Source organism: Variovorax sp. DAIF25 (assembly GCF_050711835.1).
Taxonomy (GTDB): domain Bacteria; phylum Pseudomonadota; class Gammaproteobacteria; order Burkholderiales; family Burkholderiaceae_C; genus Variovorax.
In genome coordinates this window covers 4,243,192-4,255,442 of the sequence record NZ_CP136636.1, presented here as the reverse complement: position 1 = coordinate 4,255,442, position 12,251 = coordinate 4,243,192, and the positions used below count along the sequence as shown (strand labels likewise).

The following is a 12,251-nucleotide window of genomic DNA, read 5'->3' as shown; positions in this document are numbered from 1 at the left end:
CCTTCAGGCCACGGCCGCCTCGGCCAGCGGCGCGTTCCAGGCGTCGTAGGCATAGACCCAGTCGGCGTCCTGCGGGTCGCGCAGCCAGGTGTTGGTGCGCGAGGTCAGCTGGACCTTCGAGGTGCGCGGCTTGCGCGTGGCCTCGAAGCGCTGGAAGGCCTCGGCCACGCCGTCGCGGTCGGTGCCCTGGAGGCAGCGCGAGAGCACCGCCGCATCCTCGATCGCCATCGCCGCGCCCTGCGCCATGTAGGGCGTCATCGGGTGGCAGGCATCGCCGAGCAGCGTGATGTTGCCTTCGCTCCAGCGCGGCAGCGGATCGCGGTCGACCAGTGCCCACTTGTGGACCTCGGGGCAGGACTGCAGCACGTGGCGCACCTGCGGATGGAAGTCGGCGAAGGCCTCGCGCAGCGCGTGGATGTCGCCCTTGGTGGACCACGATTCGAGCCGGAAGCCGGGCTCGGGCTGGCTGGTCACGAAGTAGACCTCGCTGCGGTCGGGCTTGACGTAGTAGATGACGATGTGGCGGTCCTTGCCCCACCACTTGGTGCATTGGTCGATCTCCTGGCCGCCGAGCAGCACCGCGGAGAAGGTGGTGCGGTAGGCGATGCGGCCCGTGAAGTTGGGCTCGGACCTGCCGAACAGCTGGTCCTTGACCAGCGAGTGCACGCCGTCGGCCGCCACGACCGCGTCGGCATGCACGGTGGCGCCGTTGGCGAAGCGCAGCTCGACACCGCCGTCGCCCTGCGAGAAGCCCGTGAGCTTGTGGCCGCGGCGGATGAATTCGTCGGGCACGGCGCTGTGCAGCGCGGCATGCAGGTCGCCGCGGTGCGCGAGCAGGTAGGGCGCGCCGAACTTCCGCTCGGCGGTCTCGCCGAAGATCATGTCGAAGCGCACCTCGCCGGTGTAGGCGTCCTTGTTGTTCCACGAGCGCGGGTAGAAGGCCTCGGCGCGCATGCGTTGCTCAAGGCCGAGGCCGCGCAGCACCTGCATCGCGTTGCAGCCGATCTGGATGCCCGCGCCCAGGCGGGTGAATTTCTCGGCCTGTTCGTAGACCATGACGTCGATGCCGACGCGGCGCAGCGCCGCGGCCGTGGCCAGGCCGCCCATGCCGGCGCCGATGATGGCGACCGAAAGTCTCTTGCTCATGTCCGTTCCTCGTGTGGTTGGCGTGAACGGAATGGTCCGGCTTTCGGCCGGTGCGAACCATCGAGATTTGCTGGCGCTGGTTGAGAAAAACTGCGGCGCGCGCGGGCGCACGACGCGCCGGCCGGGCGCGTCGTGGCATCGAGAAAAAGGAAGGCGGAAGAGGGTGGGAGAGGGCCGCGCGCTCAGCCGCGCAGGCCCTTCCAGAGCATGTAGGCCGCGAGCAGATACAGGATGCTCGCGAACACGCGCTTGAGCTTCTTCACCGGCAGGTTGTGCGCGGCCCTGGCGCCCAGCGGCGCGGTCAGCACGCTGCACACGGCGATCACCGCGAGCGCGGGCAGCCAGATGTAGCCGAAGGAGCCGGCCGGCAGGCCCTGCACCGTCTGGCCGCTGATCACGTAGCCGGCCACGTTGGCCACCGCGATCGGAAAGCCCAGCGCGGCGCTGGTGGCGACCGCGTTGTGGATCGAGATGTTGCACCAGGTCATGAAGGGCACGCTGATGAAACCGCCGCCCGCGCCGACCAGGCCCGAGACCAGGCCGATGGCGCCGCCCGCGCCGAGCTGGCCCGCGGTGCCCGGCATCTGGCGCGTGGGCTTGGGCTTGCGGTCGAGGAACATCTGCGTGGCCGAGAAGCCCACGAACAGTGCGAACACGATCGCCAGCGCCGTGCCCTTGAGCAGCGCGAAGATGCCGAGGCTGCCCACGAGGCTGCCGATCACGATGCCGGGCGCGAGGCGCTTGACGATGTCCCAGCGCACCGCGCCGCGCTTGTGGTGCGCGCGCACGCTCGACACCGAGGTGAAGATGATGGTGGCCATCGAGGTCGCGATCGCCATCTTCACCGCGAGGTCGGCCGGCACGCCGCGGTGGCCCATGATGATCGTGATGAACGGCACCATCACCATGCCGCCGCCGATGCCGAGCAGGCCCGCGAGAAAACCGGTGCCGAGGCCGAGGGCGACCAGTTCGGCGATCAGGAGGGGGTCGAGCAGGCTGGTCACGTTCACGCCACGGACTTTCGGGTAAGGCAAGGGCGCCGTGCAACGATGGCAACGGGCCTCGGTTCGAGGGAAAAAGGGAGGGGGGTGGGCCGCAATGCTATCTGAAACGTAGCTGCGGCCCGGCGCGCACGGTCGCGCAGCAGCCAGGATCGGATGTATCGATGTGGATACAGCGTGGGTTCTTGGGGGCGATCCCGCCATGCCGGGGATCGCCGATGTTCGATGCGCACTCAGCGCAACGAAGAGGAATAGGTGTCTGCGAATGGGCGCCAGACTCGCATCCTGAACCGGGGTTCAGGTGGGCGAGGGCAGCAAGACTTCGGGTTCATCTGACGCGAGATGATCACACCCGTCGAGCGATATACCAAGCCCGGCTCCGTAGAGCATTGGAACAAGGACATATAAAGCCCAACGCGCACCGCAGACAGGAAGGATTTTACGCCTTCGCGCTGGGGCGGCTCCCGGTTTTTTTGGTGGAATCCCTGCGGCGCGGGCAGGTTTGCATCGAAGTTCTTGCAGTGCGCGCCGATCTCTGCGAATGAGAGAAAGAAAGCGCGCTGATGCTCGGATCAGCTCAGAGCAGATGACCGTCGCCGGCCAGTGCCTGGTCGAGCTTGTGGATCAGTTGCGCGGCCTTCGGATCGACCGCGCCGTCGTCGGCGGGTGCCGCGGCCGGGGCCGTGGTCGGTTCGGCGGGCGGCGCGGCCTTCGCCGTGGCCTCCTGCGCCGCGAGATCGAAGGCCAGGTTCAGCGAGGCCAGCACCGCGATGCGATCGCGCGCCTTGACCTTGCCCGCGTCGCGGATCTTGCACATGGCCGCATCCACGCGTTCGACCGCGTCGCGCAGTTGCGCTTCGCCGCCATCGGGACAGCCGAGCAGATAGCTCTGGCCCATGATCTGAACTTCGATCTGCTTCATGCGGGGGAATCTTCGGAGGGAGGTACGGCCGGCAACTGCTCGAGCAGCGCATCGAGCCGCGTGCGCGCCGCCGCGAGCCGCGACTTGAGCGCATCGCGCTCGCGCGTCAGCGCATCGACCTGTTCCTGCAGCAGCGCATTCGTGCGCTGCACCTCTTCGTGACGCAAGAGCAGGCGTTCCACGCGCTCGGCGATCTGGTCGATGGGGCTGGAGGCGGGCATGGTGCGCGATTGTAGTTTCCCGTGAAAGCGGCGGTCCTCCTGGGCACCCGCCGCGCCTGGCACGGCATTCTGCGGCCTGCGCGCCGCGCCATCAAACTTCGCTGAGCCGCACGTAGGTGGCGAGCAACGCGCTCTTGGCCGCCACGCCCAGCAGCACCGGGTTCGCCGCGCTCTCGATCACCGGCAGCCGCTCGCCCAGGTGCTCGAGGAAGCGCTGCAGCGCCTCGCCCAGGCTGGTGTCGGCCGTGATCGGCGCGATGGCCTGCGACAGCAGGTCCGCCGCGCGCACCTCGGCCGCGGCCGTGCCGAGCGCGGAGAGGGGCACCACGCCGAGGTAGCGCTGCTGCGCATCGACCACGTAGAGGTACTTCACCGGGTGCTGCAGGAACAGCCGGCTCATCGCCTCGCGATCGGCCTCGGGGCCCACCACCGTCTGCGCCGGCTGCACCAGGTCGCGGATGTGCAGCGAGCGCAGCCGCAGCTGCTCGTCCTGCTGCTCGCGCCGGCGCAGCGTGATCTCGTACATCGAGCCCGCATTGGCCGAGCGCGCGACGAAATAGGCGATCACGCCGGCCAGCATCAGCGGCAGCATCACCTGGTAGTTGAGCGTCATCTCGAAGATCATGAGGATCGCCATCAGCGGCGCCTGCGTGGCCCCGGCGAGAAAGGCGCCCATGCCCACCACCGCGTAGGCCGAGGGCGCCGACACCGCATGCGGCCACAGCGCCTGCGCGGCATGGCCGAACAGCGCGCCCACCATGCAGCCGAAGAACAGCGCGGGCGTGAACACGCCGCCGACCGCGCCCGAGCCGGCCGTGGCCAGCGTGGCGACCAGCTTGGCCGCCAGCACCATGGCGATCAGGGTCCAGGTCCAGGGCGTGTGCAGCACCGCGTTGACCACGCTGTAGCCATTGCCCCAGACCTCGGGCCAGGGCACCGACACCAGCCCCATCGCGAGCCCGCCGAGCGCGAGCCGCCACGGCAGCGCGAACGGCAGCCGCGCGAACAGCGCCCGGCTGCCCTGCAGCGCGCGCAGGAAGCCCGCGGCCGCGAAGCCCAGCAGCACGCCGAGCAGCGCGAACAGCGGGATCTCGGCGCCATGCAGCTCGGGGAACACCGGCATCTGGTAGGGCGGCTGGTAGCCGGGCAGGGCGCGCATCACGATGTTGGCGACCACCGCCGCGATCAGGATCGGGCCCACGCTCTCCATCACGATCGAGCCGAGCACGATCTCGGCGACGAAGAAGGCACCCGCGATCGGCGCGTTGTACGCGGCCGTGAGGCCGGCCGCCGCGCCGCAGGCCACCAGCAGCCGCAGCCGCTCGACCGGGAAGCGGAACACCCGGCCCAGCAGCGAGGCGGCCAATGCGGCGAGCTGCACCATCGAGCCCTCGCGGCCGATCGAGCCGCCGGTGCCGATGCTCACGAGCGAGGAGGCGCTGCGCACCAGCGTCTGCGTGACCGGGATGCGGCCGTCGCCGAGCACGATCGCCTCCATGTAGTCGGAGGTGGCGCTGCGTACCGCGACGCGCTTCGCGAGCACGAGCAGGCCTCCGGCCACCAGGCCGCCCGCGGCGGGGAAGGCGATGCGCGCCCACCACGGCAGCGCGCGCGCCATCGCGACCAGGCTGTCGCCGGGGCCGAGCACCAGGTGCTCGAAGCCGCGCAGCGTGGCGCGGAACAGTTCGGTCGCGAGCGTGCCGAGCAGGCCGGCGACGATGGACCACAGCAGCATCGACTGCCAGCCCGAGACGCCGAACAGGCGTTGGAGGGCGGAGCGCAGGCGCAGCAGCAGCGAGGAGCGCAGGGTCATGCGGGGCGGTGGTGATGGCGTCGCATAGCCTGTCGATGTTAGTGCGCGGGACGCGGCGACCGTCGGGCCCACGCAACTTTCGACTTAAAGCGCGTGGCGCAGCGCCTAGAATCTCGCCCGTTGGTGCCTGCGGCGTGGTTCACGCGCCGCGGTTCAACGGGAAGCAGGAGTGAAGGGACCGGCCGCGCGCCGGCACCGAAGCCGCCTGCGCTGCCCCCGCAACGGTCAAGCAGACGGCGCCGCAAGGCGCCACCCTCTCCACACGAGCCACTGGGCGCCCTGAAACAGGCGCCTGGGAAGGCGGCGAGGGCCGGTCTGCCAGCCCGGATACCGGCCAACAAGGCGGTTCGCGCATGCCCTTCGCTTCGTCGATGCATGCACGAGCCAATGGCGCCCCGGGCGCCGGCGGGGAGGCCGGCAAGGGGCATAGACGTTCGTTCGCTCATTCCATGATTTCCTGCGTTTCCTTCTCGCGCCGTTCGCGCGCTCGCGTTTCTGCGTCCTCCTTGCGCGCGCGCCTGGCCGGCCTGCCGCTGGCCCTGGTGCCGGCCTTCGGCGGCCTGCTGCTGGCCCAGCTGCCATCGGCCGCTTCGGCACAGCAACAGCCCGGCGTGCTCGGCGAGACGGTGGTCACCGCCACCCGCACCGCGCAGCCGCTGTCGGACCTGGTGGCCGATGTCTCGGTGATCGACCGCGAGACCATCGAGCGCAGCGGATCCACCGGCGTGGCCGACGTGCTCGCGCGCCAGGCCGGCATCCAGATCGTGCGCAACGGCGGCGTGGGCAACTCGACCAGCGTCTACATCCGCGGCGCCGAGACGCGCTTCACCGCCGTCTACATCGACGGCGTGCGCGTGGACTCGCAGGCCACCGGCGGCGCGGCCTGGGAAAGCATCCCGCTGGCGCAGATCGACCGCATCGAGGTGCTGCGCGGCCCGGCCGCCGCGGTCTACGGCTCCGACGCCATCGGCGGCGTGATCCAGCTGTTCACCAAGCGCGGCGAGGAGGGCGTGTCGCCCTCGATCGGCGTGGGCTTCGGCAGCCACGGCCTGTTCCGCACCGAGGCCGCGATCAGCGGCAAGGCCAATGCCTTCGACTATTCGTTCGGCGTGGCACACGAGGAGAGCCGCGGCTTCAACATCCAGCCGCTCGAGAAGCGCACGCTGCCCAAGGACGGCTTCACCAGCCCCGACCGCGACGGCTACAACACCACCTCGGGCAATGTGCGCCTGGGCTGGCAGATCGCGCCCGGCCAGCGCCTCGAGGCCACCGCGCTGTCGAGCGACACGCAGGCGCGCTACGACGCGGCCAAGTCCGGCAGCAAGCCGCCGGCCTACTACCTCGACGACCAGAGCCGCAACCGGCTGCGCACCGGCGGCCTGACCTGGTCGGCGCAATGGAACGAGGTCTATAGCACCCGGCTGCAGGTGACCGATTCGCAGTCGGTCTACAGCACCATGCCCTCGTACTACCGCACCGAGACCCGGCTGCGCGGCTACCTGTTCCAGAACGAGCTGCGCTTCGGTCCGCACCTGGTGACGGCCGCGCTCGAGCGCCGCGAGGACCGGCTCGAGAACGCGCCCACCAGCAGCACCGACAAGGGCCTGGCGCGCAAGCGTTCGCAGGATGCCGTCTCGCTCGGCTACGGCTTCGTGCAGGGCCCGCATTCGCTGCAGCTCAACGTGCGCCACGACGACGACAGCGAGTTCGGCGGCAAGACCACCGGCAGCGCCGCCTACGGCTTCGCGATCACGCCGAAGCTGCGCGTGACCGCGTCGGCCGGCACCGCCTTCCGCGCCCCCACGCTCTACCAGCGCTTCAGCGAATACGGCAAGCCCGACCTGCAGCCCGAGTCGAGCCGCAACGTCGAGCTCGGCCTCAAGTACACCGACGGCCCGACCAACGCCGGCATCGTGGTCTACCGCAACCAGGTGCGCAACCTGATCATGTTCGACTCGACCGCCAAGGGCTGCGCCTCGTCCTTCGGCTGCTACGGCAGCACCGCGCGGGCGCGCTACGAGGGCGTGACGCTGTCGGCCGGCCACCGCATCGGCGACGTCACGCTGCGCGCCTCGCTCGACTTCCAGGACCCGCGCGACCTCGCGACCGACAAGCTGCTCGCGCGCCGCGCCAAGCGCTATGCCACGCTGGGTGCCGACTGGCGCCTCGGCGGCTGGACGCTGGGCGCCGAGGTGCAGACCTCGAGCCAGCGCTACGACGACGCGGCCAACACGCGCACGCTCGGCGGCTACACGCTGCTGAACCTCGTGGCCAGCACGAAGATCGTGCGCGACGTCGACCTGGTCGCGCGCATCGACAATGCGGGCGACAAGGACTACATGCTCGCGCGCGGCTACGTCACCGGTGGCCGCAACGCGTACGTCGGATTGAAGTGGACGCCCCAGTAAGCCAACACCTGCCTGATCGCGCGGCGAGCTGCGCCGCCGTGCTCGTGGCCGCGCCCGCCTCCGGGCAGGGCAAGACCACCGTGGCCGCCGCGCTCGCGCGGCTGCATGCGCGCCAGGGCCGGCGCGTGCGCGCCTTCAAGTGCGGGCCCGACTTCCTCGACCCGCACTGGCTGCGGCTCGCCACCGGCGCGCCCGTGCATTCGCTCGACCTGTGGATGACCGGCGAGGCCGACTGCCGCGCGCGGCTGCATGCGGCCGCGGCCGAGTCGGACCTGCTGATCGTCGAGGGCGTGATGGGCCTGTTCGACGGCACGCCGAGCGCGGCCGACCTGGCGCAGCGCTTCGGCCTGCCGGTGCTGGCCGTGATCGACGCCCATGCGATGGCCGGCACCTTCGGTGCGCTGGCGCATGGGCTGCAGAGCTTCAGGACCGGGCTGCCCTGGGCCGGCGTGCTGGCCAATCGCGTGGCCGGCGAGCGCCATGCCGACATGCTGCGCGGCGCCTTGCGCGAGCCCGCGGACTGGCTCGGCGCCTTGCCGCGCGACGCGGGCTTCTCGCTGCCCGAACGCCACCTGGGCCTGGTGGCGGCGCACGAGCTCGGCGACGCGGCCGAGCGGCTCGACCGCGTCGCCGATGCGCTGGCCGGCACGCCGCTGGGGGCGCTGCAGCTGCCGCAGGTGCGCTTCGAGCCACCTTCCACCGGTGAGGTCGCACCGATCGCGCCGCTGCTCGCGGGCCGCACCATCGCCATCGCGCGCGATGCGGCCTTCTCGTTCATCTACCCGGCCAACCTCGACACGCTGAACGCGCTCGGCGCCAGGCTGGTCTTCTTCTCGCCGCTGGCCGGCGAGGCGCTGCCCGACTGCGATGCGCTGTGGCTGCCCGGCGGTTATCCCGAGCTGCATGCCGCCACGCTCGCGCGGCGCTCGGACCTGCGCGCCGCGCTCGCCGCCCATGCGGCCGCGGGCCGGCCGATCTGGGCCGAATGCGGCGGGATGATGGCGCTGTTCGACGAGATCGCCGTGCCCGGCATCGGCGATGGCGGCGACGGCGAGGTGCATGCGCTCTGGGGCCTGCTGCCCGGGCGCGTCACGCTGCAGAAGCGGCTCGCCGGCCTCGGCCCGCAGGCGCTCGCGCTGGGCGCGCACACGCTGCGTGGCCATACCTTCCACTACTCGCGCTGCGAGACGCCGCTCGTGCCGGCCGCCCATTCGCGCCGCCCGCAAGGCACGGCCGGCGGCGAGGCGCTCTACGTGCACGGCTGCGTGCGCGCGAGCTACTTCCACGCCTGGTTCGCCTCCAGTCCCGAAGCCACCGCGCGGCTGTTCGATGCCGCGCCGCTCGAAACCGGGGCACCGGTTGCCCAGGAGCATCGCGTTGACGCCTGAACACGAATTCATCCTCGGCGGCCAGAAGAGCGGCAAGTCGCGCCGCGCCGAGCAGCGCGCGGCCGACTGGCTCGCGGCCGCGCCGAAGCAGCGTCGCGCGGTGCTGATCGCCACCGCGCAGGCCTACGACGACGAGATGCGCGAGCGCATCGTGCGCCACCAGGCCGACCGCGCCGAGCGCGTGCCGAGCTTGCGCACGATCGAGGAACCGGTCGAGCTGGCGCGCGCCATCGTGACCCAGAGCACGCCCGAATCGCTGGTGCTGGTCGACTGCCTCACGATGTGGCTCACCAACCTGCTGATGCCGCTGCGCGGCGAGGGCGCGCGGCCGGTCTCGCGCACGCCCACCGCGCACATCAACCTGCTGCTGGGCGCGCTGCGCGACGCGCGCGGCCCCGTGGTGCTGGTGGGCAACGAGATCGGCCTGGGCGTGATCCCGCTGGGCCGCGAGACGCGCGCCTTCGTCGATGCGCTGGGCCGGCTCAACCAGGACGTGGCCGGTGTCTGCCACCGCGTCACCTTGATGGCTGCGGGCCTGCCGCTGACCCTGAAGGAGCCGGGCCGATGAAGGGCTTTCTCGTCGCCGCGCTGGCGGCATTGGCACTCGCCACGGGCCTGTGGTCGCCGCCCGCGAGCGCGCTCGAGGTGGTCGACGAGCGCGGCGTGAGCGTCGAGCTGCCGCAGCCGCCGCAGCGCATCGTGACGCTGCTGCCCTCGCTGACCGAATCGGTCTGCGCGCTCGGCGCCTGCGCGCGGCTGGTCGGCGTCGACCGTTATTCGAATTCGCCGGCGCCGGTGCGCGGCCTGCCGCAACTCGGTGGCGGCATCGACCCCAACGTCGAGGCCGTGGTGGCGCTCAAGCCCGACGTGGTGCTGCTCGCCAAGTCCTCGCGCGTGACCGAGCGGCTCGAGGCGCTGGGCCTCAAGGTGCTGGTGCTCGAACCCAAGAACCATGCCGACGTGCGCCGCGTGCTCGGCAAGCTCGATCAGGTGCTCGGCACCCACGAGGCGCCGGCGGTCTGGCGCGCCATCGATGCCGCGGTGTCGGCCGCGGCGCAGTCGCTGCCGGCCGCCGCGCGTGGCCTGCGCGTGTACTTCGAGGTCAACAGCGGGCCGTACGCAGCCGGCGAGTCCTCCTTCATCGGCGAGACGCTGACGCGGCTGGGCGCCAGGAACATCGTGCCCGCGGCGCTCGGTCCCTTTCCCAAGCTCAACCCCGAATACGTGGTGCGCGCCAATCCCGACCTGATCATGGTCAGCGTGCGCAGCGCGCAGGGCCTCGAGCAGCGGCCGGGCTGGGGCACCATGCGCGCGGTGCGCGAAGGGCGCATCTGCCGCTTCACGGCCGAGCAGTCCGACGTGCTGGTGCGCCCCGGCCCGCGCATGGACGAGGCGGCGCGGCTGATGGCGCAGTGCCTGGGCGACAAGGCAAACAAGGGAGGCGCGCGCTGATGCCCGCGGGCCACCTGCGCCGTGTGGTGCTGCTCGGCCTCGCGCTGCTGGTGCTCGGCGCCGCCTTGCTGCTGCTCGGCCTGGGCATCGGCAGCACCGGCTTCGAGAGCTTCCTGTCGGCGCGCCACGATCCGGTCGCGCTGCAGATCGTCTGGGACATCCGGCTGCCGCGCACCCTCGGCGCCTGGCTCGCGGGCGCGCTGCTCGGGCTGGCCGGCGCGGTGGCGCAGGGGTTGTTCCGCAACCCGCTGGCCGATCCCTTCCTGCTCGGCAGCGCCTCGGGCGCCTCGCTGGGCGTGGCGCTGGCGCTGCTGTTCTTCGGCGGCTCGGCCGCCAGCGCGCAGTGGGTGGTGCGGCTGGGCCTCACGGGCGCGGCCTTCCTCGGCTCGATGGCGGCCGTGATGCTCACGCTGCTGCTCGCGCGCGGCGTGCAGCAGACCCTGCGGCTGCTGCTCGCGGGCGTGATCGTGGGCGTGGTGCTCGGCGCGATGAAGGACCTGATCACCATCGCCTCGGCCGACATCCTGCAGGCGATCCAGGGCTTCACGCTCGGCAACACCGGCCTGGTCGGCTGGAGCGCCTGCGCGGTGATGGCGCTGGCCTGCGCGCTGTGCCTGCTGCTGGCCTGGGCGCTGGCGCCGGTGCTCGACGGACTGGCGCTGGGCGAGGCCACCGCGCGCAGTCTGGGCCTGCCGCTGGGCGCGATGCGCGCCGCGCTGGTGGTGGTGCTGGCGCTGGCCACCGGCGCCGCGGTGGCGCAGACCGGCCTGATCGCTTTCGTCGGCCTGGCTGCGCCGCACCTGGTGCGCTCTGTCGTCAAGACCACGCATGCGCGGCTGATCGTGCTGTCGGCCGCGATGGGCGGGCTGCTGCTGATGGCGGCCGACCTGCTGGCGCGCTGGCTGATCGCGCCGCAGGAACTGCCCGTGGGCGTGCTCACGGCGGTGCTGGGCGGCAGCTACCTGCTGTGGCTGATGCACCGGCGCACCGCGAGGGGCACGGCCTCATGACGGCCACCACCGCCCAGGCGCTCGAGGTGCGCGGCGTGAGCGCGGCGCTCGGCGGCACCGAGGTGCTGCACGGCATCGACCTCGCGATCGGCGCCGCGCGCTGGACCAGCATCGTCGGCCCCAACGGCGCCGGCAAGTCGACCCTGCTCAAGGTGCTGGCCGGCCTGCTCGCGCACCGCGGCGAGCTGCGGCTGTTCGGCGAGCCCGCGGCAAAGCTGCCGGCGCGCCAGCGCGCGCGCCGCCTCTCGTGGCTGGGCCAGGGCGTGGCGGGCGAGGGCGCGGCCGACGACCTGCTGGTCTACGACGTCGCGATGCTCGGCCGCCTGCCGCACCAGCGCTGGCTGGCTGCGCCCGACGCCGCCGACCGCGCCGCCGTGGAACGCGCGCTGCGCGCCACCCAGGCCTGGGACTGGCGCGAGCGCCCGCTGGGCCAGCTCTCGGGCGGCGAGCGCCAGCGCGTGCTGCTGGCGCGCGCGCTGGCGGTCGAGGCCGAGCTGCTGCTGATGGACGAGCCGCTCGCCAACCTCGACCCGCCGCACCAGGCCGACTGGATGCAGACCGTGCGCGCGCTGGTCGCCGCGGGCCGCACCGTGGTCAGCGTGCTGCACGAACTGCCCATGGCGCTGGCCGCCGACGAACTCGTGGTGATGGACCGCGGCCGCGTGGTGCACCACGGCGGCAGCAGCGATCCCGCGACGCATGCGGCGCTCGAGCAGGTGTTCGATCACCGGATCCGCGTGCACCGCGTGGCCGAGCAATGGATTGCATTGCCGCGATGAGAGAAGTCGGACAGCCGAACGCAGAAGGCGCGAAGGTTTCGCAGAGGTCGCAGAAGTGAAGACAAGATTTTGGCTGTTCTTCCGCGACCTTCGCGTTCCTTCGCGACTTCT

Annotated in this window: 11 protein-coding genes and 1 riboswitch; of the genes, 6 read left to right on the top strand and 5 right to left on the bottom strand. The window is 71.6% G+C overall.

Annotation, left to right across the window (positions count from 1 at the left end; genetic code table 11):
* Window positions 1–3 precede the first annotated feature (3 nt).
* From R0232_RS19740 to R0232_RS19720, 5 genes are all read right to left on the bottom strand, one after another.
* Entirely contained in the window at window positions 4–1,146 is a 1,143-nt protein-coding gene (locus R0232_RS19740; protein WP_431509146.1) for an FAD-dependent monooxygenase, read from the bottom strand.
* 182 nt (window positions 1,147–1,328) lie between these two features.
* On the bottom strand, window positions 1,329–2,150 hold the full coding sequence (locus R0232_RS19735) for a sulfite exporter TauE/SafE family protein (RefSeq protein WP_203206213.1): 822 nt from the start codon (window positions 2,148–2,150) through the stop codon (window positions 1,329–1,331).
* A 574-nt stretch (window positions 2,151–2,724) separates the two neighbouring features.
* Complete coding sequence (locus tag R0232_RS19730) at window positions 2,725–3,069, bottom strand: cell division protein ZapA (RefSeq protein ID WP_431509145.1); 345 nt, start codon at window positions 3,067–3,069, stop codon at window positions 2,725–2,727.
* A complete protein-coding gene (locus R0232_RS19725) occupies window positions 3,066–3,290 on the bottom strand; it encodes a hypothetical protein (RefSeq protein WP_057594567.1) in 225 nt (74 codons plus the stop codon). Before R0232_RS19725 ends, R0232_RS19730 begins: the two co-directional genes overlap by 4 nt.
* 91 nt (window positions 3,291–3,381) lie before the next feature.
* A complete protein-coding gene (locus tag R0232_RS19720; RefSeq protein ID WP_431509144.1) occupies window positions 3,382–5,103 on the bottom strand; it encodes a ClcB-like voltage-gated chloride channel protein in 1,722 nt (573 codons plus the stop codon).
* A gap of 105 nt (window positions 5,104–5,208) precedes the next feature.
* Window positions 5,209–5,456, top strand: a riboswitch (cobalamin riboswitch).
* A 96-nt stretch (window positions 5,457–5,552) separates the two neighbouring features.
* On the opposite strand from R0232_RS19720, the gene R0232_RS19715 reads away from it, so the two are divergent.
* The 6 genes from R0232_RS19715 to R0232_RS19690 are packed head-to-tail and all read left to right on the top strand — an operon-like array spanning window position 5,553 to window position 12,140.
* A complete protein-coding gene (locus R0232_RS19715; protein ID WP_431509143.1) occupies window positions 5,553–7,511 on the top strand; it encodes a TonB-dependent receptor domain-containing protein in 1,959 nt (652 codons plus the stop codon).
* A complete protein-coding gene (locus R0232_RS19710) occupies window positions 7,496–8,899 on the top strand; it encodes a cobyrinate a,c-diamide synthase (protein WP_431509142.1) in 1,404 nt (467 codons plus the stop codon). The genes R0232_RS19715 and R0232_RS19710 overlap by 16 nt, the downstream gene beginning before the upstream one ends.
* Window positions 8,841–9,467, top strand: coding sequence for a bifunctional adenosylcobinamide kinase/adenosylcobinamide-phosphate guanylyltransferase (locus tag R0232_RS19705; RefSeq protein WP_093342349.1), 627 nt, complete (start codon window positions 8,841–8,843; stop codon window positions 9,465–9,467). The genes R0232_RS19710 and R0232_RS19705 overlap by 59 nt, the downstream gene beginning before the upstream one ends.
* Window positions 9,464–10,351: an ABC transporter substrate-binding protein gene (locus tag R0232_RS19700; RefSeq protein ID WP_431509141.1), complete on the top strand. Its 888-nt coding sequence runs from the start codon at window positions 9,464–9,466 to the stop codon at window positions 10,349–10,351. Before R0232_RS19705 ends, R0232_RS19700 begins: the two co-directional genes overlap by 4 nt.
* A complete protein-coding gene (locus R0232_RS19695; RefSeq protein WP_398497079.1) occupies window positions 10,351–11,361 on the top strand; it encodes a FecCD family ABC transporter permease in 1,011 nt (336 codons plus the stop codon). The genes R0232_RS19700 and R0232_RS19695 overlap by 1 nt, the downstream gene beginning before the upstream one ends.
* Entirely contained in the window at window positions 11,358–12,140 is a 783-nt protein-coding gene (locus R0232_RS19690) for an ABC transporter ATP-binding protein (RefSeq protein ID WP_431509140.1), read from the top strand. Before R0232_RS19695 ends, R0232_RS19690 begins: the two co-directional genes overlap by 4 nt.
* The last annotated feature ends 111 nt before the right edge of the window (window positions 12,141–12,251 follow it).